Genomic DNA, 22004 nt, shown 5'->3' with positions numbered 1-22004 from the left:
AGTTTCTATTGGTAGTGTGAGTTGTGTCGTATTATAGTTTTTATACATAAGACACCTCGTTAATTTAGTTTTAGTGATGTTGATTAAATTATACGAAAGTGTCTTATTTTTTAATTGTTTTAACGTAAAATCACATGTATATAACGTAGTATTGTGAGTGAGACTCCTGAGGGAATAGGATGAGCGTCGAGACCAAGGCTCGACCCATCCTCCTAGGAACGCGAGATTAACAATACGGAGTATTAATATAAAAGAAGCGTAGAGATGATTCATAATCGAACCATCTCTACGCTATTGTTTTGGGATTGTTGTCCCAGACACTTTTATCATTTATACAATATTTTCTTTTACAATGTGATAGATAAAACTTTGATAGGTATACCCTTGTTTTAGGTACATATCTTTGGCAGTATCTTCACCATCAGCTACAAGAATGACCGGACGTTGTCCAGCTAGATCACCTACATAAGATTGCATTGTAGTACCGATGCCTTGATGTTGATAAGACTCAATCACACCAAAACTATCAATCTCAACTGTATTTTCTGTTTCTATAACATCTACTGTCCCTACTGCTGTATCATCCAAATAAGCAAGTAACTTTAGTGTAACGTCTTCCTTGTTTAGTATACTTTGTCTCGCTATGTTAACGCTCTCTATGGCAAATTTCTCTCCATAAGGTAACGCAAATGAATAATAGATATTTAAATAATCTTCTATATTCTGCTCATTCACCACTTTAATGACTATGTCTTCTCTCTTAGGTAGCATAGCTAATTGAACCCCTTCGATAATGTAAAATTCTAATATCCCCAATTGAAATCCTTCATCTTTAAATAGTTTAAACCATGTTTCATCGAGACTTTCATTTTCAGGAAAGGTAAACGCTAAATGATTAGAATGCTGTTGTTGATGCAATTGTAACTGTTGAGTCATATCTTCATACCATTGTGCTATGGTAGGAACCTTTTTATAAACCCACTTATTAGTATCGTATTTTAATGGCTCAGAAGAAGTGAGATAAATTATTTTTCTCTCATCTTCTGAGTACAAATGTCCTTCTTGATAAATATTATGGATTGAGATACTAGCCATGTGATTATCCCCCTGGCTATTCAAATTTAATACCTTTATTGTATCAAATTTTTAAAGCGAGAGTGGTTTAACATTGTTGCCCCTATTAAACTAGCAATAATGCCTTTAACAATATCGCCAGGCATGAATGTTAATGATAAAACAACAGCTTTACTTACAGGTATATGTATAATGAAGCCCATAATAATTGTACCAACAATATCTAATAGCAATATACCAACGACTAATGTTGCTACAAATAAAATTGTAAAGTTGATTCTATCAAGATAACGATCTCTAACTAATCCAATGAGATAAGCTACTACAGGATATAAGAATAGGAAACCGGCTGAAGGTCCTGCAAATACGCCAACACCTCCACGTCCGCCTGATAAGACAGGTAAACCAGTAGCTGCTAATAATAAGAATACTATGACACTAAGTGCGCCATATTTTCTTCCTAGGATAATACCCGCTAGAAAAATACCAATGTTTTGTAAAACAATCGGTACGGGCATGATAGGTAATGGAATACTTGGCACCAAACCTAAAACACAAATAATCGCTGTCATCAATGCTGTATAAACTAAATTTCTTGTACTCATGTTGTATCCTCCTTCTACGAAAATGATTATACCACTATTGTAAACTTACGTGAATAAAAAGTTTACATTTAATTTAAGATTTAACTTTTTTTGCCAAATCTGTAATATAACGGAAGAAATCATCTCTGTTTACACCATTAACTACATTGATTGGTCGACCATCTTCTTTAATAAACGTACGTCCTTGACTTGGACCATCACTCTCAACATCTACATTCAGTTGAATAGATTGCACTAATTCAGGCTTACCTACATATGCTGTAGTGAGTACATCCCATAAGAAGTATGTGGAATTAGTTACAAAATGAGTAAGTGGAGGTACAGCAGCATAACTTACACCTAGGAAATCCACCCCTTTATATTGACGTTCATTTGCCCACATTTGGCGAATATCTAGGGTTAGTGGCACTTGATTCGTACTTTCTAAGGCAATCATTTCAATCTCTATTGGACTATCAAATACTATTTTTACTGCTTCTGGATCCCAAAAGGCATTCCATTCGGCTGTACCATCATGTTCTGGTTCTTCTACATTACCTTTTTCCAAAAATGTACCACCCATCCACACAAGTTTATGAATATTTTGCGTAATGCTCGGGTCTATCGTAAGTGCTTTAGCTAAGTCTGTAAGTGGGCCAGTAAATAATAAAGTGACTTTGTCATCACTTTCGGTTAAAACTTTAATAATATCTTCATAAGCTTCCAATTGGCTTATGGCAGACTGACGATTCATTGTGGGTTCATTTAAGATAGGTAAGGCGTCCATAAAGAAAGCATGCATTCTCCATTCTTTAGGAAAAGGATTTCTTCCACGTTCACGAGATGCGGCTACCTTAAGAGACAAATTTGAAAATCGATTAATGATTTTACTAGATGCACTTACTGAAGGTTCGACATAACAATCGGCACCAATTGTACTCACTCCAACTAAGTCGACATCTTCCATATGTAATAATAAAAAGAGTGAAATTAAATCATCCACTCCACCGTCGTGATTAAAATAAACTTTCTTCATTATTTATCCTCCTAGATACTCTCAATGACTTGATATAAAAAGAGCTATGATTACATTGTACATAATCATAGCTCAATAGCGTATTAAAATTGATATTCGTTTTAAATTCTACCTAATTATTTACTAGCTTTAATTAATTTGTCTTTTAAGTCTTTTCTCATGAAGTCAAGAGTATAAGGATCATTGTACCAATATGTTTCAGCTTTAACTTCAACTACACGATCATTTTGAACTGCTGGTAAGTTTTTCCAAATATTAGTTGTTTCATAACTTGGTTTAGATTTACCTTCACCAGTTGATACGATATAATCACCAGCTACGTCATCTACTTTTTCTTGACTTACTTCAGCCCAACCTTCTTTTTTAACTAAATCTTGTTGGCCTTTAGGCATATTTAAACCGAATGCTTGATATAAAACTTCTCCACCACGGCCCCAGTTATCGCCGTATGTGTATAATTTTTTATCGAACTCGTCAAAGATTGATACAGTTGAATCTTTACCAATTGCATTTTTGATTTCTTTGCCGTCTTTTTCAGTTTGTTTTTTCCATTTTTCTTCCCATTTTTTAACTTCGTCTTCTTTATCTAAAATTTTACCTAACATTTCTTGTTGTTCTAAGTATTTATGTTTACCATAATCAACAACAATTGTTGGTGCAATTTTTTGGTATTTTTTAATGTTTTTATCAGTAGAATAAACGATAATTAAATCTGGTTTTTTCTTAGTAACTTTTTCTACATCTTCGTCACCGATTTTAGTAGTATCTTTAAATTTATCTTTTAAAATTGGGCTTTGATCAACTTGTTTGTTAACTGCTACGATGTTAGCGCCTAATTTATGTAAACCACCTGCAAACGTAGGTGCTACTACTGCAATACGTTGAGGGTCTTTAGGAATTTTAATTGACTTACCACTATCTAATTTATATGACTTTGTTTCTTCTTTTGAATCTGATTTATTTGAATCACCTGAACCACCGTTATTGCCACATGCAGCTAACACAATGATTAAAGCAATCAATGGAAAAATTAACTTTTTCATAACATCCTCTTATTGAAAACGATTATCAATTTCATCAAAATTATACATGAGGCAATTGATATTTACAATAGAATTTTTAAATATTTAAAAAATAAAAAATTAGTCTCATAACAATAAACAGATGAGACTAATTAATAAATTCAATATATTTTTTAGTTGTTTAGTTTAAAACAGGTCTAATACTGATTTTGCAATATTAGTGTAAGCAGCGTCTTCCATTGGAGGATTGTGTAAACCTGCGCGCATATCGCGATAATAACGTTGTAGTGGACGTTCCATCTCTAAACTTTTCGCTCCAACAATTCGCATAGCTAAATCTATAACAGTTAATCCTTGGTTCATCACAAGGACTTTACTGGCTGCGGTCTCGTTCCAGACGTTAGGATTATCTTCAATAGTTTGATAGCCTTTAGCAGTACTCCATAAGAAATGACGTGCTGAAAGTAATAATGATTCCATTTTACCAACATTTTGTTGCACAGTTGGAAGATTGGCAATAGTTCCTTCAATACTGTTTGGACCATAACTTTTAGCAAATTCAACTGCATAATCCCTTGCTGCTTGTGCTATACCTAAATACGTACTTGGAATGTGTAATATCCAGCCGTTAGGTTGAGGCTTACGTTTTCCTTCTACGAAATACTCTTCTGGGACTATGACGTCATTTAATACTAAATCATGACTTTCTGTGGCTCTCATGCCAATCATATTCCAATTATCAGCTATTTCTACACCTTTGAATTCACGAGGTACTAAGAAGAAACCTACTTCTTCAAGTTCCTCAACGTAAGCAGCCACGATATAGTGTGTGAGTGCTTTACTCATTGAGGTAAATGTTTTAACTCCGTTTAATTGATAGCCCTTTTCCGTTTTAATGGCATGTGTTGCAGGTCGGCCACCACGAGTAGGACTTCCTGTGTCCGCTTCGCTTACCGCTCTATTAACAAGTGCGCCATTTTTAATTTCTTCGGCAAATTGATCAAGCATTTCTTGTTGCCACATATTTTGCTCATATAATTGGCCTACCACACTTAGATGCCAACCAAGAGAATTTCATCCTCAACTTAAGACTAGGTGTAAGTAAATTACTAGTTGATTATTTAATATATTTTTCAAGATCAGCAATCAACTTATTAATTTTTTCACGTTGCTCATCAGTAACGTAAACAATAACAATTCTTTCATCTCTAATACTACGTTTTTTTGATAATAATTGTAAATCTTTCAATTTTTGTAATGCTTTAGTTAAGTAATAAGGTTTAAACTCTGAATACGTTGCGATTTCTTTCGAAGTTATTTCATTTGTTTTACTTCTAGCTATGTAATTTAAAATATAAATCTCTTCATAATTTAAATTATACTTCTTTTTAGTATCCTTGAAGAATTTCTTAACTTGGAATGTTGCATTAACTAAATCATTAATATCTTTAATTTGTCCCATATTCTAAACCACTCCTCCGATGTACGTCTTGTTGCTACAAGGTTCGTGTACTATTTACTACTAACTAAAGATTTCTAATGCTATAAAATTTATTTTATAATATTTAAGTATAATATTTCAATGTTTTTATGAACTTAAAATGATATTACATAATAAAAACACGTTGACTAAATTAAATTATACTTAATCAATTAATCTTCAATACTAATAAAATGAAATAAAAAACTAGGAAGTTTGTCGCTATTTATTACGTCGTACAAACATTCCTAGTTATATATCGTTATTTAATTTTTGCTTCTACATATTCGACAAAAGTTTTAACATCTTCAGTTTGAATTTGTTTCATCGGCACCTTGCCAATATTAAAAGTAAATGCAATATTTTGGCCATCATATTCAATAGCTTCTACTTCATTATAAGGGATATTTCTATAATAAAATTGTCCATTCATATCCACATTCATTATTAAACGTTCTGAAGTCGCAATAAAGGCACCTTCAAATTCGCTTTGTCCCTGTACACTGTATTCAATCATTCCTAATACAGACGGTCCTTTTTGTTCAGTTGGGAATAAATCATCAGGATTTACATTATCTAAAATCATCTTTTGATACTCCTTATTGTCTATGTTATAAAAATTGATTTCATTTCCGCTTGAAACTCATTGTAACATTCAGCAAATAAGCTTTCTGTTTTATTGAGTTGAGACTCTAAAAATTTTATATACACCATGCGTTCATCTTCTGGCTTTCTATATTTTATTATATACCCTTTTTGATATAAACCATTAATAATTGAATTGATACAAATTAAATAGTGATGTGAAAAGGCTTGAAATGCTTTTAAAGAACTCACTTCTTGATGGGTAGTAAGTTTTCCTAATAAAAATATTTCATCTAATGTTAAATCAAACCGTTCCCCCACTAATTTAACTCGGTTTAATGCTTGATAAACAATAGTAATATAAGAAAGTTCTACTAAAATTTTAAAATCTTCATGCTTATTGAGATATCTTACTTTTAACAATTCTTCAACTTCACAAAATAATATTTGTAATTTTTCTTGATATTGCGCAGTGGGGAGAATTAATATCCTTCTTTGATTCACCTCATCGCGCAATTTAATAATCCATTTTAAATGGTAGAGCTGTTCTAAATGATATCGCACATTTTTTTTAGATAAGTCCACTTTTTTAATTAAGTCTTCAATATAAATACCTTGATGTTGTGCTTGGTAATAGTTAATGATTTCATTTAGTATCATTAAATGTTCAAGATTTAGATTATGTGTGTACTTTAATATTGCGTTAATAGCTTTTGTGAACATCAAATAAAATAAGAGTGTCTCAATGTTCTTTTTATTCATAATACTTGCCACCTCATGTCCTAACTTAATGCTTCCTTTAAGCATCGATTTAAAGATAGACATTTTGGTGTTGTAGCATTTTTAAATATCATTATCTTCACATATAAGTATTAATTAGATGAGAGTATCAATACTATCTAATATGAATAACGCTTTGTTTAACAACATCACACTCAACTTTTTATCTTATATGTTTAGGACAAAACATCCGATTTAAACACTCTCGAACAATGGAACAATGATTCGTCACTATTCGAAATTCATAATAATTGTTGAAACCTTAATTTATTGAGCTATTAATCGCTTTTGAAAAGTACAAATAAACCATTTTCTAATAATAATTACTTTTAGCTTCGGCTATTAATAATTGTGCTTCCTTATCAAATGGAATTTCTATCGTTTCTGAACTATTATAATGTATAAGTTGCTTATTCTTCCTAATTTGCCCTGGCGTTGCGCCATATTTGTTATTAAATAAAGCAATGAATCGTGGGTAATGATTAAATCCATGGTCGAAGGCAATATCTTGAATTAGTGCATTTGTTTTTAATATGTCTATCAAACATAATTTCAATCTCACATCGTTGATATACTGAGTAATATTATTGTATGGCGTATGATATTTTATAGCCTCGCTCACTTCTTTTGCCGACATATTCAAAGAATTTGCAAGTTCTTGCCTATTAATTTTTTGAGCATGATGTTCAATAATATATTCATGCACTTCATCGATTAACGTATTTTCCAATTTATAACTATCCCGACGTTTACGTTGAATATAACCTAACTCGACGCATAAGTGTTTCACTAATTTATCTTTAATATGCAATATATGCGGTTTCCGACTTTCAAATTCAAGTAAATTTATAATAAATGGTTCTAACTGTCTTCTTTCAATTGATGAAAATTTATGTCCGTTTAATCTAATGTAATCATCAGCAAATTTCAAATAATCTTTAAAGGCTATTTCAATCAATACTACAAAAGAATCCTCTTCACCATCAATTGAGTATAAGTCATTTAACATGACAAACATCAAATCGCTAGACTGCATTTGAAATTTGTCTAAATTTAAATTAACTACGCCTGAACCTTTTAACCAATAGATTAATTTTATATTCGATTCCTTTTGCCTACTTATCTTTATATTTTTTAAAAGTTTTACCGAAAAGTTATCAATCATACGTACGTCCTCTCACTTTATAATATATAAAGACATGACATAAATAGAAATAGAGTTACCTCCCCAATAACTTCTTTAGCTATTCTGAGGGTGAGCCATTAATAGTTATCTTCTTAAAAATTGATAAACTTTGTCTCAACCTCATTCTTCCTCGAATGTCTATCTTCATATATAATTGTATGTTTTCTTTCGGCGTTACCAGTAGCAAACTTTTGACTAATTATATCACTTTATTACCTTATTCAAATAAAATTATATATATAGCGCACTTAAAATATCACTTTTGGCAAAAATAATATACGCTTTTTTACCTAGTTCATATTTGATTTTAACTACGAGTAGCACATAAATGTGTTTTATATGTAAAAATATCGTACAAAATATATGATTTTTAAAGTTATTTCTTCAGAAATAAAGTTTGCTATTTTTTTACAATAAGATTACAAAGAAATGAGTATTCTTTTCATAATAATCTTCAAACATTGATATATCAATGTTTTTTAAAATTACAAAACATTACTAAAAGTATGTATGTCAAAACATAATATTAGCAAAAAATTACAAAATGATAACAACGCCCACAAACTCAATTTTTTTTGATAAAGTATGTTTTGTCGTTAAGAAACATTGAAACAAAGGACTCAAGGGTCATCAAATGACTATTAAATAATAAATAGAAATTAATTTAATTCTCAGGAGGATATTTACAATGAAAAAAATCGCTACAGCTACAATCGCTACTGCAGGAGTTGCTACAATCGCTATCGCTGGACATGGTCACGAAGCTCACGCAGCTGAACAAGGTTATAACCCAAATGATCCAACATCTTATAGCTATTCTTACACTATCGACCAACAAGGTAATTACCATTACATTTGGAAAGGTAACTGGAGCCCTGATCAAGTAAATCACTCTAGTCAATCAAATTATTCAAATAACAACTACAGCAATAATAATTACAACAACTACAATTCAAATTATTCATATAGCTACAACAATAACAATAATACTCAATCATATAATTCAAATGCACAACGTACTGGTGGCATGGGTGCTAGCTACTCAACTTCAGATCGTAACATCAAAGTAACAACTACAACTGCACCATCATCACGTTCAAATGGCGTATCAATTTCTAACTCTGCAAGCTCAGGTAGTAATTTATACACTAGTGGTCAATGTACTTACTATGCATATGAAAGAGCTGGCGGTAAAATTGGTTCAACTTGGGGCAACGCTAATAACTGGGCAAACGCTGCTGCAGCTTCAGGTTACACTGTAAACAACTCACCTTCAGCTGGTGCTATTTTACAAACTTCTCAAGGTGCATACGGTCACGTTGCATACGTTGAAAGTGTTGGTAGTGACGGTTCAGTTACAGTATCAGAAATGAACTATGGTCACGGTGTAGGTGTTGTTACTTCACGTACAATCTCAGCTAGCCAAGCTTCATCATACAACTACATTCACTAATATGAACTTATAATATAATTTAAATAAGCTGTGCTTCCGCAAACCATTACATTTAACAATGAGATGGTTTGCGTTTTTTTATTAGAGCACAGTGACAGAAATCTAGGGAGTGGGACACTAATGTAATTTCAAAGATTTCGTAGTCCTCCCCGACAAAGTTGACTAGAAATGAAGAAAGTGTGGCTCGAACTCCTTTTCATTTCGGACAACTACTGCAAAAAAATAAGAGACTAAACCATTTTTATGTTAATGGCTTAGTCTCTTATTCTAATCTAGCTATATTCTTACAATAAATTTATTATTTCATGATTGAGTTATATCTATTAAACCTGTTGTTAATAAATTCATTTACTCATCGTTCATGGATTCAATTCTCGCTACAAAAATTGAATCCACTACTTTTGAATATTTCGAGGATATTTACAGTTAAAACCTTATAGGAATAAATATCATCGCTACAATAATATCTATTTACTGTTCTAACATATAAATATATTTCCTTTTTTTACATAAATTAAACATAAAATTATAATTAATTTGATTTTTTACGAATTCCTAGACCTGTAAAGCCGTAAAAGACTGCTAATATAGCACATAAATAACATGGTACTGCCCAAATAAAGAATTGGTCTACTGATACGCCTAATTGTTGCGTATAATAAATACCTGATGTTCCCCATGGTATAAGTGGAAGCACCATTGTACTTGAATCTTCTAGTGTACGTGAAAGATTGCTTCGATCTAAATTCATATCTTCAAACATGTCTTTCATCAATACACCAACCATGATAATAACAATTGAAGCGACTCCAGCTGCAAAGACCATCATTAAACAACATGCGACTGTTATTAATATCAAGGTTCCTACTGACTTCACGCCTTTAGCTACTGTTTGTAACATCACATCTAGACATCCAGATTTCTCCACTATTCCAGCAAACGCATAACCGCAGAAAATCGTTACAAGAATCTCGGTCATACTCATCATTCCGCCTTGTTCTAATAGCGTTTTAGCGTTATCTGACAGATGAGTATGGCCAGTCATAGCAGGTGTAAATCCATTAAATGTCGCTTTGAATCCATCTACAATATTAAAATGATGAGCAAACGTTCCAATAACGATAGCCGTTATACTCGAAGCTAACATTGAAGGTACGGTTGACACTTTACATAATAAACATATAACAATAACAATTAACGGTACCCATACCCAGAAATTCAGATGATAGATGCTTGATAGTTCATTGAGCAAATGATTAATTTGCTTTGAATCTACGCTTCCTTTAGATCTTAGACCAGCAAAGAACCAGACCACTAGTCCAATAATAGAAGCGGGTATAGTTGTCCACATCATTGCTCTAATATGAGAAAAGATATTTACCTTAGTCACTAAAGCAGCTAAGTTGGTTGTGTCAGATAAGGGTGACATTTTATCGCCAAATACTGCACCAGAGATGATAGCGCCGGCTGCCATCCCTAAATCGACATTTAATTGGCCAGCGATAGATATTAGCGCAATACCTGCCGTTGAAGCAGAACCCCAAGCTGTACCAGTCGCAAGACTACATATAGCAGAAATAATAAATGCTGAAACTAAGAAATAATGTGGGTTTAAAAATTTCAATCCGTAATAAATAAGCGCTGGCACGGTACCTGAGTACATCCAACTACCTACAATAATCCCAACGGCTAAAATAATAAATATAGCGGGCATCGCTGTAGTTAAGCGTTTCGTAATACCTTCTTCTAAATCTTCCCATTTCAGTCCTACTCGTACTGCTATGAACGCAGCATAAGCAGAAGAAATAAGGAGCAATACTTGAATAGGTATATCAAAAATAATAAATCCCGTTGTTACAACAATTACCATTACAACGATAGTGGAGATGGCCTCCAAAAATGTTGGTGTTCTCTTCATACACAAGCTCCCTTCCCCTTATTTGATACAAGACCTCTTTTCTTTAATAAATAGTTATTGTTCGATTGATAGTGTTAAATTCTCGTAATCTAGTAACTTACCTGACTAGTTTATTCTAGTCCTAGCTTTTCAAGACCAAGTTCTTCAACTGTAAGTCCTTCTTCGAAAAAGTCACGTTCTAAAATCGTTGAAGCAATCATAATCACTGCATCAATATTCGGTGTCTCCACGTCAATTGCACGCCCTAAACTAGACCATAGTACAAGTCCGTATGCGATATCTTCAGTTAAATAACGATTTTGTACGGAATTAGGACCTGGTATTTGTGAAAATACTGGACTTGTATTAAACAAACGATTTAATGGTTCATCTTCGTCTTTACGTTCTAAATAGCCACGTTGTATACGGGCTTCTTTCGCTGTTAATAATTCAAACCCTAATTTACGGCCAAGTGTTAGACGTTCTAACTCAATGGCGTGTAGTAATCTCACTGTATGTTTCGTGATTCCCTCTTTGTACAATGCAAATGAATCGGCATAATCAATACGGCCAACGTTTAATAATGTTGGTCCTGGATGTACTTCAGGGTTACCATTTTCAAGATTTGTCTTCCATAAATTTTCTTCTTTCACTAGATAAGGATAAATTTGACTAACTTTTTCGAAACTGTCACTTAATTCTTTTTTATTAAAAGTAGAGAAGAAGACTTTACGAACATTTAAAGATAAGTCTACACGTGCTTCGTTAAAATCAACACGTGTGCCGTAAGTTAACGTGTTCGCTTCAGCAAATTTTGGACTGACATCTACGCGACGATCATCAAGTACGTTCATGAAACGGATAGAAGCCATTGCCGCGGCAATATTAAAGAAGATGAGTTGGTCATCAGTAATATGTTCAGCCATAATTTCTGCATAATATTCTATATATGAAGACGGGATAACTACTTGTACAATCTCCGCATCTTTAAGAACGTATTCAATATCATCACTGACATCAGTGAAAGGAACAAATTTCTCTTCACCTTCATTGTTAAAATCAAATCCACCTTTTTCTAAAGCGGTATTAAACTTTTTAATGGAAGAATTTCGGCAATATAATTTAACTTCGTGTCCTTGATCTACCATATCTACTGCTGCTGTAACAGCACCATTACCTGAACCTATAACTGCTATTTTCATACTAATAACTCCTTTATCTTTTTCTATCATAGAGATGTCATAATTATCTTAATTAAAAGAACTCAAAGTAATTGAATCTGTAGATTTCTATTTCATCTTCTTAAGCAATATAAAGAATAACATGTTTAAAATCAGATTCCTTACTTGTTCTAATAATTTCATAAATAAAGGAAGCGAGACAGAAATCTAAACAATTTAAAAGATTTCGTAGTCTCGCCCCGACAAAAATTAACTAGAAATAGAGGTTGGGACACCGTTTATTAGTTTTCTAGAGCACCAAATACACATGCCCCACTCTGCAATAATATCTTGATAATATATATCCAAATTCCCTTAATAATAAACACTTGTGTGTGAACTAGTTCAATTTTAGAAACTAGGCTAACGTTCTTTGGAGAAGTTTGTTATATTAAGGATGAATGATAATAAAAAAAGGAGTGTTCTCATGCAAGAACAATATAATGATTCGCAGCGTACTGAAATTATGAGAGATAATGAACAAGATGCACGTTTAATGTCTATGTTGATATTTTTATTAGGCTTCTTTACTTCTATTATTGGTCCAATTATTATTTGGGCTATCAAGCGTAATGATTCACGTTTAATTGATAAAGCTGGTAAGAATTACTTCAATATGCTCATTTCGTACTTTATTTGGAATGTCGTACTCGGATTATGTTTTATTCCTGTTTATCTTGGATTCTTATTTAATAATGATGCCCTTAGCATTATTTGCGTCATCTTATTAATCATTCTTTTTATAGCATTATTTGTACTTTCAATTCTTTATTTTATTTTCCATATCGTCGCTTGTGTGAAGTATTTTGGTGGAAAAGAATATGTGGTACCGCTATCAATTCGCTTTTTCAAATAAATCGATTGGCACCTATTGTTACAAACTGCTGTAACAATAAACATTTAAAATTTACTGTATGATATTAGATTAATGTAGAAACCATGCATTAATCACGTATTGTTACAGCCTGTAACCTTGGACGCTCTATTATTACGGAGTTGTTCAAGGTTTTTGTATTTCATTTACGAAATCGTAACATTGCACACACCTCTCAATTAATTTGCTAAAGTATGAGTTGTCGTTGGGAGCGACAGTTAATGAAACATAATAACTATTCAACATTTCGCTAAACAAACCAGTGTTGAATACAAATTTTGGGAGGACTTATTACTATGAAAAAAATAATTACAATTTCAACTTTAACAGCAGGTATTGGTATTTCAGCATTAGGTATTAATGCTAATCATGCAGATGCTGCAGAATATAATCATGCACCACAACCTCAAGGACAACATCATGGCGCACAACAACAAGGCCAATTTATGCCACAAGGTTATCATCATTCAAATCAACAATGGAATCCTCAATTCAACCATCATTCAAGAGGATATCAACAAACTCAATTTAAACAACAATCGTTTAACTCAAATACAACTGCGACTAGTACTCAGTCAACTAGTTCATCATCAAACACAAGTGAAACAACTTCATCTTCTACAACATCTACGTCAACTCAAACAACCTCATCTACATCTGGTAATTTATACACTGCCGGTCAATGTACTTGGTATGTATATGACAGAGTTGGAGGTAGCATTGGCAGTACTTGGGGTAATGCTAATAACTGGGCTAGCGCTGCACAATCAGCCGGTTATACAGTAGATAATAACCCAGAAGAAGGATCAATTATGCAGTCTTCTGCCGGAACTTATGGTCACGTAGCTTATGTAGAAAGTGTAAATGACGATGGTTCTATCACTGTTTCAGAAATGAACTATAATGGTGGCCCATACGTTAAAGACACACGTACGATTTCCGCTTCACAAGCAAGTTCTTTTAATTACATCCATTTATCATAATGTTTTAAAGAGGGAGTGCTCTCAGACATCTTTACAAGTCTAATAGATGTCTGTTGTCGCTCCCTCTTATTTGTTTACGTTGCGCAAGATGACCTCTTTTGAGAAAATACTTATATTAGACTTTTAAAATGGAGGTATAGTCATGCAATGGCTTAAAGTTGTGTTGGCGGGACTTGTAGAAGTGATATGGGTTACTGGTTTAAACAACGCCCATAATTTTATAACGTGGTTATTCACACTTATTTTCATAGCATTAAGCTTTTATTTAATGCTTTCTGCCTCTAAATATTTACCTGTAGGCACTGTCTATGCCGTCTTTGTAGGTATAGGTGCGGCAGGAACTGTAATCGTTGATATGATATTTTTCAACCAGCCGTTTACTTTTTCAAAAATTTCCCTTCTCTTATTACTTCTTATCGGAATCATTGGTTTAAAACTGTCTACTAATGATGATGTTGAAGGAGGTCATTAATATGGCTTGGTTATTTCTTATAGTCGCTGGCTTATTTGAAGTGTTAGGAGTTATTTTATTAAATGAGTTATCTCGCACAAAAAAACGTTTCTATATCGTCTTAATGGCTATAACATTTGTTCTTAGTTTCAGTACATTAAAAGTAGCAATGAATACTATACCAATGGGGACTGCTTATGCAATATGGACAGGTATTGGAACAGCTGGTGGTGCCATCATAGGCATGATATTTTATAGAGAATCAACTCATTTTAGTCGGCTATTTTTTATTTTCCTTATAATCGTCTCAGTAATAGGCTTAAGACTTATTCAATAAAACTGATAACAATTTAATTTGTATACGCTTACTTCTTTTATTATACTAAGGGAGAAGTATTCATTAAGGAGTGAGTGTAATGGAAAAAGTATATATTGCCGGTGCAATTCCTGAAGCGGGATTGAATCTACTTAAAGAACATTTCGAAGTTGAGATGTATGAAGGCGAAGGCATCATTGATAAAGAAACACTTAAGAAAGGTGTTAAAGATGCATCAGCTTTAATTAGTATATTATCTACTAATGTCGATCAAGAAGTGATTGATAGCGGTAAAAATCTTAAAATCATTGCTAACTATGGCGCTGGGTTTAACAACGTTGACGTGAAATATGCACGTGAAAAAGATATCGACGTTACTAACACGCCTAAAGCTTCTACAGCGGCAACTGCTGAATTAACATTCGGATTAGTTTTAGCAGTAGCTCGTCGTATTGTAGAAGGCGATAAATTATCTCGTACAAAAGGATTCGACGGTTGGGCTCCACTATTCTTTAGAGGTCGTGAAGTTTCAGGGAAAACGATTGGTATTATCGGTTTAGGTGAAATTGGTGGCGCAGTAGCTAAACGTGCTAAAGCGTTTGATATGGACGTCTTATATACTGGTCCTCATCAAAAGAAAGAAAAAGAACGTGAAATTGGCGCTAAATACGTTGATTTAAATACGTTATTAGAAAATGCTGACTTCATTACAATCAATGCAGCTTACAATCCAGATTTACATCATATGATTGATACTGAACAATTCAAAAAAATGAAATCTACAGCATATTTAGTTAACGCTGGACGTGGCCCTATTGTTAACGAAGAAGCGTTAGTTAAAGCTTTAGAAAATAAAGACATCGAAGGTGCAGCATTAGATGTTTATGAATTTGAACCTGAAATTACTGAAGGATTAAAATCATTAGATAATGTAGTAATTACACCACATATCGGTAATGCAACATTCGAAGCTAGAGATATGATGTCTAAAATTGTCGCAAATGATACAATCAAAAAATTAAATGGCGATGAACCTCAATTTGTCGTTAACAAATAATATGGAATAACATTAAGGACCTGCTTCTATGTGTGTACAAATACTCATAGAAGTAGGTCCTTCTTTTATCGTTTTATTTACTTTTAGCTTTATATAAAAACTTCGTTTGACCACTAACTAAACGCTTAGGCATACGTTTCATTAAGCCATTACGTAGGCTAACGGTCAACTTATTATCTTTTTGAGCAATTGTGCCTATTTTTCTAGAACGCTTAATAACTTTTGCAGTATGTTTAACTCTCAATTTATCATAACGTGTTAGTGCTTTATTAACGTCATACTCCGCTAAACAGTTAGCCAATACAATGGCATCTTCCATAGCTTGGCCTGCGCCTTGACCCATATTCGGCGTAGACGCATGGGCTGCATCACCTAGCAATAGTGTACGTCCGTAGACAAATGTTTTTAACGGCTTCATATCGTACATATCATGTTGAAGAATACCCGTTTCACTTTGTTTATCCAGAATTTGGCGTACTTCATTAGGATAATTATTAAAATATGCCTGTAAATGAGGTTTCTCAAATGTTGAATATTTAGCGTCCTTTTCAGCAGCATTAATTGTAATAAACCAATAAGCTTGATTATTAATTAAAGGCACGATGCCTACACGTCCTCGCGTGCCCCAATATTCATCTGCAGTTTCACGATTTCTCAAATCCGCTTCTTCTACTAAACCACGGAAACACGTGTACCCCTGATAAAGTACTTTGGCGCCAGGGTTAACCGTTTGTCTAATCGTTGAATGGATTCCATCTGCCCCAATACATAAATCAAACGTTTGGCTTGCATGTTTTGAAAAGTGAACCATCACATCTTGTTCATGATTATCCACTTTCGTTACTTCATAATTTGTCATAATACTGTTAGGTTGAACATAAGAGTGGATTAACTCAATCAATGTTTGACGTGCTAATGTCACATTCAGTGTACCCTCTTTTAATTTAGCAGCAGTTAACATGCGTCCTTTCGTATCAAACACGTTCATTGCTGATAAATTTTGACCAGCATTTTTAATACCTTTAGCCAAATCATGCGTGCCTAACTTTTTGAGCACATTATCACCGATACCAATACCGGCGCTAATTTCACTAATATTTGTTTTCTTTTCAAATATCGTTACGTTATGCCCCTGTTCTTGTAAAAGTGCCCCAGCAGTTAACCCACCGATGCCAGCACCTATTATTGCAATCTTCATTTATTTACACCTCAAAATTCAAATTCTTATATATTATTAATGTTTTAACTTAGGTATTCAACACGTTTAAGTCATTGTAGCCGGTGTCCCATATTTAAGAAGCATAATAATTTTTACGTACATAATCTTTTTTGATACCAAACTGTTCATAGTATGCTTTCATATAATGGGCTACATTATCAGCCCAAGCCACGTCACTTGCATACTGATGTTCCCCAGGTTGTTGAGGATTCCAACGCATTTGATATAGTGTTATTTGCTCATTATCGAAATACTGTGTACGCACAAACTTTGCTCCGCCTAGAATTGCTTTATAAGGCGATGTCCATGCTTGTTCTTTTGCGTAACTCTTACCTGTATGTACTGCATTCTCGTCAAAAGCACCTACACCAAAGAAATTATAATAACGTTTCCCATCATCTTTAATACCCTTGGCAAGTTCTGAATCTCCATTGGCAGTTTCTACACGTGCATGACTAATTAAATAAATAATATTCACATCATATTTGTCTTGAGCTTTGATAAAAGCATTCGCTTGGTCTTCAAGAATTCCCTGTCCTTTTAGCATAGTTTTAACTTCACTTTTAGACATTGGTACTTTTTGAGAAATATCCATGTACTTTAATGTATTATCTTTATGAGTAATCTTCATTGCTTGTTCAACTTCACTCTCTTGTGCATCGACAAACTTCCCATTCTTATCAATCGTATTTAATACACTGGGTTGTGTTTGCTTTTGAACCGCTTCTTGAAAAGTAAACTGCCGATCTTCACGTAGAATATTAGTTTGATTGATAACCAACAAGACAATGAGTATACCCAATAAAAGAATAAGTATAGTTATAGATAAACGTAAATTAAACTTCTTTTTCATGTGCGCTACAATCCTTTGTGTGCCTAATTAAGTTAAAAAGAAATATGTAATAATGATAACGATAACGACAATCGCAAACGATAGATTGATAATTATCTTCATTCCTGTACGGTCACGGAATAAAACGTTAAAAATCACTAGACTAATTGCTAGAGAAACAGCAAACATCGAAATAGCTAACATTAATTGCATCATAATTAAGAAGATAATCCCTAGTACGATAAATACGTTAGAAACGATAGCCATTAATTTAATTATATTTGGATGAATAGGTCCTCACCCCTCATTTTTAAAATTTAATATATAGTACACCTTACCATAATTCAATATGAAAGTACTGTTAAATTATAATCAAATTTCAAAGAAAAATCTCTATCAAGAACTACATGAAACCATGCATTTCTCAATAGAGATTCTTTAAATTGTTAGAGACTAGTCTTCGCCTCTAGACATACCTTTTAGTAAATTCAACATGTAAGTTAAACTACGGTTCATATCGTCATCTTTAAGCACGCCCATTAAACTACGCACACTTGTTTTAGCGTTAGGACTAGCTTGGTTAGCAACATGTAAACCTTTATTCAATTTATTTAAGAATTGACTTAATTCTTGAACATTTAATTCGCCTAACATAAAGACCATAGGTGCCAAGTTAGTAATTAAACCTGCATATAAATCTTTATTTAATTCAGTCATAAATTTATTTACAATGACTTGACGGCCTCTAATACCACCATTCATTAAATCAAGAATTTTGGCATCGTCTAAGGCTTTAACGATACGGATGGCTTTTAAAATACTGTCTTTATTTTCAGCAATCGCATCAGTGACTTCGTTTAAACTTTCAAGTTTGATTTGTTCTTCTGACTTTTCTAAACGTTTAATCTTTGTTATTCTTTCAGCCATTATTTATCCACCACATTTCCAGGGAAGACATAGTCTTGACGCTCCCATTTTTTCTGTACTTGGACACTATATTGAGGATTACGTTCTTTATCAACACGGAAGTTTGTAGGGTTTAATGGTGATTTACCTTTTCTAGTTAGTACTTCCATACGACAACTTGTACGTTTATATGATGGTGTATCAGTATATTTATCAACATCACTATTTGTTAGTTTGTTGATAGCACCTAAATCACCATTTGACATAGCGTCATTATTTAATGGAATGTAAATTTCTTTACCTTTAACGCGATCTGTTACCGTAGCAATCAATGTTGCCTCTCCAGTTTCAGAAATTAAGCGTATTTCCGCACCTTCGTGAATGTCTCTTTCTTTTGCAAGTTCTGGTGAGATTTCAACGAATGCATTTGGCATTTTATATTTAATCATTTCAGTTTGATATGTCATATTACCTTCGTGGAAGTGTTCAAGTAATCGTCCGTTATTAACATGTAAATCGTAAACTTCATCTTCTTTGAAGAAGTTATCAAATGTTAATGGGAATAATTTGGCACGTCCATTTTCAAAATTGAAACCGTCTAAATATAATGTTGGTTGATCTGTACCATCTGGAGCTACAGGCCATTGTAAACTATTGAATCCTTCTAAACGGTCGTAACTTACACCAGAATAAGATGGTGTTAAGCGTGCAATCTCATCCATGATTTCACCTGGATGACTGTAATTCCAATCTGCACCCATGCGTTGTGCTATTAATTGGAAAATTTCCCAGTCTGGTTTAGATTCGCCTAATGGTTGTAACGCTTTATTGATACGTTGAATACGACGTTCCGTATTAGTGAATGTACCATCTTTTTCAAGTGATGGACTAGCTGGTAATACAACGTCAGCGTATGTTGCAGTAAATGTTAAGAATTCATCTTGTACTACTAAGAAGTCTACTTTTTCTAATGCTGATTGAACGAAATTGATGTTTGAATCTACGATACCAGTATCTTCACCGTATAAGTATAATGATTGGATGTCTCCGTTATGGATACCTTCCATCATTTGGTGATTGTCTCGTCCTGGTGTTGGATTTAATTCCACACCGTATTCTTTTTCAAATTTAGCTCTAATTTCATCATCTGCAACTTTTTGATAGCCAGGGAATTGGTCTGGCATACTACCCATGTCGCTGGCACCTTGAACGTTGTTATGACCACGTAATGGATATGCGCCTGAGCCTGGTTTTCTGTAGTTACCAGTTACAAGTAATAGGTTTGAAATTGCTGTACTTGTATCACTACCAATATCTTGTTGTGTGACACCCATAGCCCAACAGATTGACATTGATTCTGCTTTAGCCGCTTCTTCAGCAAAACTAATAATTTGTTCTTTAGGAATGCCTGTTGCTTCTTCTGCGAAGTCCATTGTAAATAAATCTAATGATTTGTAATATTCTTCATAGTTATCTACCCATTCACTTAAGAATGCTTTATCGTGTAAATCATTGTCGATAATATATTTAGTAGCTGCGCCTAACCATACTAAGTCTGTACCTGGTTTAGGTTGGTAGAAAGCATCCGCACGTTCTGCCATTTCGTGTTTTCTTATATCAAAGACGTGCATTTTTTGGCCAAATAATTTTTGAGCGCGTTTCATGCGAGAAGCGATAACTGGATGTGCTTCAGCAGTATTTGTTCCAATTAATACCGTCATTGCTGCTTTTTCAAGATCTTCGATTGAACCTGAGTCACCGCCATGACCTACTGTTCTGAATAATCCTTTAGTAGCTGGTGCTTGGCAATATCTTGAACAGTTATCTACGTTGTTTGATCCAAAGACTTGACGTGAAAGTTTTTGCATTAAGTAAGATTCTTCATTTGTACCTTTAGATGAAGCGATAAAGGCTAAATGATCGCCACCGTATTCATTCTTAATACGAGTGAAATTATCAGCAACAACATTTAATGCTTCTTCCCATTCAACTTCGTGGAATTCTCCGTCTTTTCTTACTAAAGGTTTAGTTAAACGTTGGTCTGAATTGATATGACCCCAAGAGAATTTACCTTTTACGCATGTAGCGATTTTATTCGCTGGTGAATCATGTGAAGGTTGTACTTTAAGAACTTCTCTATCTTTTGTCCATACATCGAATGAGCAACCTACACCGCAATATGTACATACTGTTTTTGTTTTATTAATTCTTTCTTTACGCATTTCTGCTTCTGAATCTGATACTGCGAATAGTAATCCATCGCCTGGTTCTGCTTTTTTAGTTAAATCAATCATAGCAGCTAATGAACCTGGTTCAGTATCTGTCATGTAACCTGCGTTACCTTCCATATTCACTTCCATCATAGCGTTACATGGACAAACTGTTGCACATTGACCACATGATACACATGATGACTCGTTAATTGGAACATCATTATCCCAGATAACACGAGGGTGTTCGCGATCCCAGTCGATTGAAATCGTTTCATTAACTTCGATGTCTTGACACGCTTCAACGCAACGACCACATAAGATACATTGATCAGGGTCATAACGATAAAATGGACCATAATCTTTTTCATATGGTTTTGTTTTATATTCATAAGATTGTTCTTCTAAGCCCCACGCGTCCATAGCATTATGGATTTCACAATCTCCGTTATTATAGTCACATACTGTACAATACAACATGTGTTTTTCTAGAATTCTATCTAATGCTTCTTTTTGACTCGTTTTAACATCATTATTTTGAGTATTTACTGTCATAGGTCGATCTACAACAGTACTACACGCACGTTCAATTTTGCCGTCAATTTCGACCATACATGTATCACATGTTTGGATAGGTCCCATCGATTCGTTATAGCAAATTGAAGGTACGAAAGTATCACGAGATTTAATAAACTCGAGTAAACTCGTTCCCGGTTCTACAAGATAATCTGTACCGTCAAGCGTCACGATTAAATGTTCTTGCATACTCTCCACCCCATATATATAAATTTTCCGTAAAATCTTTAGACTAAGTTAATATTCCACATCAATACCCACAT

21 protein-coding genes and 1 pseudogene are annotated in these 22004 nt (G+C 33.6%); 6 read left to right on the top strand and 16 right to left on the bottom strand.

The features are described from left to right. Window positions 1–330 precede the first annotated feature (330 nt). The 9 genes and pseudogenes from HS848_RS09145 to HS848_RS09105 all read right to left on the bottom strand — a co-directional run bounded on the left by HS848_RS09145 (window position 331) and on the right by HS848_RS09105 (window position 7726). The gene (locus HS848_RS09145) at window positions 331–1095 is read right to left on the bottom strand and encodes a GNAT family N-acetyltransferase (protein WP_198612088.1); all 765 of its coding nucleotides are present in this window, start codon (window positions 1093–1095) and stop codon (window positions 331–333) included. 35 nt (window positions 1096–1130) lie between these two features. Beyond that, window positions 1131–1679, bottom strand: coding sequence for a biotin transporter BioY (locus HS848_RS09140; protein ID WP_198612087.1), 549 nt, complete (start codon window positions 1677–1679; stop codon window positions 1131–1133). A 73-nt stretch (window positions 1680–1752) separates the two neighbouring features. Continuing rightward, window positions 1753–2697, bottom strand: coding sequence for a nucleoside hydrolase (locus tag HS848_RS09135; protein ID WP_198612175.1), 945 nt, complete (start codon window positions 2695–2697; stop codon window positions 1753–1755). Window positions 2698–2810: 113 nt separating this feature from the next. After that, window positions 2811–3737: an ABC transporter substrate-binding protein gene (locus tag HS848_RS09130; RefSeq protein WP_198612086.1), complete on the bottom strand. Its 927-nt coding sequence runs from the start codon at window positions 3735–3737 to the stop codon at window positions 2811–2813. A gap of 165 nt (window positions 3738–3902) precedes the next feature. Beyond that, a pseudogene (locus HS848_RS09125) lies at window positions 3903–4787 on the bottom strand (acyl-CoA dehydrogenase); the annotation flags it as partial. A gap of 46 nt (window positions 4788–4833) precedes the next feature. Next, window positions 4834–5178, bottom strand: coding sequence for a transcriptional regulator, SarA/Rot family (locus HS848_RS09120; RefSeq protein ID WP_103167534.1), 345 nt, complete (start codon window positions 5176–5178; stop codon window positions 4834–4836). Between the two features lie 280 nt (window positions 5179–5458). Continuing rightward, window positions 5459–5782 (bottom strand): PH domain-containing protein, encoded by a 324-nt coding sequence (locus tag HS848_RS09115; RefSeq protein WP_198612084.1) that lies wholly within the window; start codon window positions 5780–5782, stop codon window positions 5459–5461. Between the two features lie 20 nt (window positions 5783–5802). Next, complete coding sequence (locus HS848_RS09110) at window positions 5803–6543, bottom strand: transcriptional regulator, SarA/Rot family (protein WP_198612083.1); 741 nt, start codon at window positions 6541–6543, stop codon at window positions 5803–5805. 331 nt (window positions 6544–6874) lie between these two features. Then, window positions 6875–7726 carry a helix-turn-helix transcriptional regulator gene (locus tag HS848_RS09105; RefSeq protein WP_107506658.1) on the bottom strand — a complete coding sequence of 284 codons (852 nt, stop codon included), beginning with the start codon at window positions 7724–7726 and terminating at the stop codon, window positions 6875–6877. A gap of 709 nt (window positions 7727–8435) precedes the next feature. Here HS848_RS09105 and HS848_RS09100 point away from each other — a divergent pair. Further along, the gene (locus HS848_RS09100) at window positions 8436–9200 is read left to right on the top strand and encodes a CHAP domain-containing protein (RefSeq protein WP_198612082.1); all 765 of its coding nucleotides are present in this window, start codon (window positions 8436–8438) and stop codon (window positions 9198–9200) included. Window positions 9201–9732: 532 nt separating this feature from the next. On the opposite strand, the gene nhaC is transcribed toward HS848_RS09100, so the two are convergent. Together nhaC and HS848_RS09090 are read right to left on the bottom strand one after the other, a co-directional pair. Then, window positions 9733–11118, bottom strand: coding sequence for a Na+/H+ antiporter NhaC (gene nhaC / locus HS848_RS09095; protein WP_198612081.1), 1386 nt, complete (start codon window positions 11116–11118; stop codon window positions 9733–9735). A 110-nt stretch (window positions 11119–11228) separates the two neighbouring features. Then, window positions 11229–12299: an NAD/NADP-dependent octopine/nopaline dehydrogenase family protein gene (locus tag HS848_RS09090; RefSeq protein ID WP_107506661.1), complete on the bottom strand. Its 1071-nt coding sequence runs from the start codon at window positions 12297–12299 to the stop codon at window positions 11229–11231. A gap of 445 nt (window positions 12300–12744) precedes the next feature. Here HS848_RS09090 and HS848_RS09085 point away from each other — a divergent pair, with 445 nt between their 5' ends. The 5 genes from HS848_RS09085 (at window position 12745) to HS848_RS09065 (ending at window position 15998) form a co-directional block, all read left to right on the top strand. Next, window positions 12745–13173, top strand: a complete 429-nt coding sequence (locus tag HS848_RS09085; protein WP_198612080.1) for a DUF4870 domain-containing protein — start codon at window positions 12745–12747, stop codon at window positions 13171–13173. A 314-nt stretch (window positions 13174–13487) separates the two neighbouring features. Next, window positions 13488–14174 (top strand): CHAP domain-containing protein, encoded by a 687-nt coding sequence (locus HS848_RS09080; RefSeq protein ID WP_107506663.1) that lies wholly within the window; start codon window positions 13488–13490, stop codon window positions 14172–14174. A gap of 142 nt (window positions 14175–14316) precedes the next feature. Beyond that, complete coding sequence (locus tag HS848_RS09075; RefSeq protein WP_198612079.1) at window positions 14317–14646, top strand: DMT family transporter; 330 nt, start codon at window positions 14317–14319, stop codon at window positions 14644–14646. A gap of 1 nt (window position 14647) precedes the next feature. Continuing rightward, a complete protein-coding gene (locus HS848_RS09070; RefSeq protein ID WP_198612078.1) occupies window positions 14648–14962 on the top strand; it encodes a DMT family transporter in 315 nt (104 codons plus the stop codon). A gap of 79 nt (window positions 14963–15041) precedes the next feature. Then, window positions 15042–15998, top strand: coding sequence for a 2-hydroxyacid dehydrogenase family protein (locus HS848_RS09065; RefSeq protein WP_107506666.1), 957 nt, complete (start codon window positions 15042–15044; stop codon window positions 15996–15998). Window positions 15999–16071: 73 nt separating this feature from the next. Here HS848_RS09065 and HS848_RS09060 read toward each other — a convergent pair whose 3' ends face one another. The 5 genes from HS848_RS09060 to fdhF all read right to left on the bottom strand — a co-directional run bounded on the left by HS848_RS09060 (window position 16072) and on the right by fdhF (window position 21930). Further along, window positions 16072–17196, bottom strand: coding sequence for an FAD-dependent monooxygenase (locus tag HS848_RS09060; protein WP_198612077.1), 1125 nt, complete (start codon window positions 17194–17196; stop codon window positions 16072–16074). 94 nt (window positions 17197–17290) lie between these two features. Further along, window positions 17291–18070, bottom strand: coding sequence for an N-acetylglucosaminidase (locus HS848_RS09055; RefSeq protein ID WP_198612076.1), 780 nt, complete (start codon window positions 18068–18070; stop codon window positions 17291–17293). Window positions 18071–18097: 27 nt separating this feature from the next. Continuing rightward, window positions 18098–18316 (bottom strand): hypothetical protein, encoded by a 219-nt coding sequence (locus HS848_RS09050; protein WP_103165813.1) that lies wholly within the window; start codon window positions 18314–18316, stop codon window positions 18098–18100. A 186-nt stretch (window positions 18317–18502) separates the two neighbouring features. After that, window positions 18503–18976, bottom strand: coding sequence for a DUF1641 domain-containing protein (locus HS848_RS09045; RefSeq protein WP_107506669.1), 474 nt, complete (start codon window positions 18974–18976; stop codon window positions 18503–18505). Further along, on the bottom strand, window positions 18976–21930 hold the full coding sequence (fdhF, locus tag HS848_RS09040) for a formate dehydrogenase subunit alpha (protein ID WP_107506670.1): 2955 nt from the start codon (window positions 21928–21930) through the stop codon (window positions 18976–18978). Before fdhF ends, HS848_RS09045 begins: the two co-directional genes overlap by 1 nt. Between the last annotated feature and the right edge of the window lie 74 nt (window positions 21931–22004).

This window comes from Staphylococcus caledonicus (assembly GCF_016238465.1).
GTDB lineage: Bacteria > Bacillota > Bacilli > Staphylococcales > Staphylococcaceae > Staphylococcus > Staphylococcus caledonicus.
The sequence above is the reverse complement of the archived record's forward strand: the minus strand, read 5'-3'. Positions and strand labels throughout refer to the sequence as shown.

Bases quoted from the DNA above. Each gene is read 5' to 3' on its own strand.
- HS848_RS09145 (WP_198612088.1), bottom strand. From the start codon at position 1,095: ATGGCTAGTATCTCAATCCATAATATTTATCAAGAAGGACATTTGTAC.
- HS848_RS09140 (WP_198612087.1), bottom strand. From the start codon at position 1,679: ATGAGTACAAGAAATTTAGTTTATACAGCATTGATGACAGCGATTATT.
- HS848_RS09130 (WP_198612086.1), bottom strand. From the start codon at position 3,737: ATGAAAAAGTTAATTTTTCCATTGATTGCTTTAATCATTGTGTTAGCT.
- HS848_RS09120 (WP_103167534.1), bottom strand. From the start codon at position 5,178: ATGGGACAAATTAAAGATATTAATGATTTAGTTAATGCAACATTCCAA.
- HS848_RS09115 (WP_198612084.1), bottom strand. From the start codon at position 5,782: ATGATTTTAGATAATGTAAATCCTGATGATTTATTCCCAACTGAACAA.
- HS848_RS09110 (WP_198612083.1), bottom strand. From the start codon at position 6,543: ATGAATAAAAAGAACATTGAGACACTCTTATTTTATTTGATGTTCACA.
- HS848_RS09105 (WP_107506658.1), bottom strand. From the start codon at position 7,726: ATGATTGATAACTTTTCGGTAAAACTTTTAAAAAATATAAAGATAAGT.
- HS848_RS09100 (WP_198612082.1), top strand. From the start codon at position 8,436: ATGAAAAAAATCGCTACAGCTACAATCGCTACTGCAGGAGTTGCTACA.
- nhaC (WP_198612081.1), bottom strand. From the start codon at position 11,118: ATGAAGAGAACACCAACATTTTTGGAGGCCATCTCCACTATCGTTGTA.
- HS848_RS09090 (WP_107506661.1), bottom strand. From the start codon at position 12,299: ATGAAAATAGCAGTTATAGGTTCAGGTAATGGTGCTGTTACAGCAGCA.
- HS848_RS09085 (WP_198612080.1), top strand. From the start codon at position 12,745: ATGCAAGAACAATATAATGATTCGCAGCGTACTGAAATTATGAGAGAT.
- HS848_RS09080 (WP_107506663.1), top strand. From the start codon at position 13,488: ATGAAAAAAATAATTACAATTTCAACTTTAACAGCAGGTATTGGTATT.
- HS848_RS09075 (WP_198612079.1), top strand. From the start codon at position 14,317: ATGCAATGGCTTAAAGTTGTGTTGGCGGGACTTGTAGAAGTGATATGG.
- HS848_RS09070 (WP_198612078.1), top strand. From the start codon at position 14,648: ATGGCTTGGTTATTTCTTATAGTCGCTGGCTTATTTGAAGTGTTAGGA.
- HS848_RS09065 (WP_107506666.1), top strand. From the start codon at position 15,042: ATGGAAAAAGTATATATTGCCGGTGCAATTCCTGAAGCGGGATTGAAT.
- HS848_RS09060 (WP_198612077.1), bottom strand. From the start codon at position 17,196: ATGAAGATTGCAATAATAGGTGCTGGCATCGGTGGGTTAACTGCTGGG.
- HS848_RS09055 (WP_198612076.1), bottom strand. From the start codon at position 18,070: ATGAAAAAGAAGTTTAATTTACGTTTATCTATAACTATACTTATTCTT.
- HS848_RS09050 (WP_103165813.1), bottom strand. From the start codon at position 18,316: ATGGCTATCGTTTCTAACGTATTTATCGTACTAGGGATTATCTTCTTA.
- HS848_RS09045 (WP_107506669.1), bottom strand. From the start codon at position 18,976: ATGGCTGAAAGAATAACAAAGATTAAACGTTTAGAAAAGTCAGAAGAA.
- fdhF (WP_107506670.1), bottom strand. From the start codon at position 21,930: ATGCAAGAACATTTAATCGTGACGCTTGACGGTACAGATTATCTTGTA.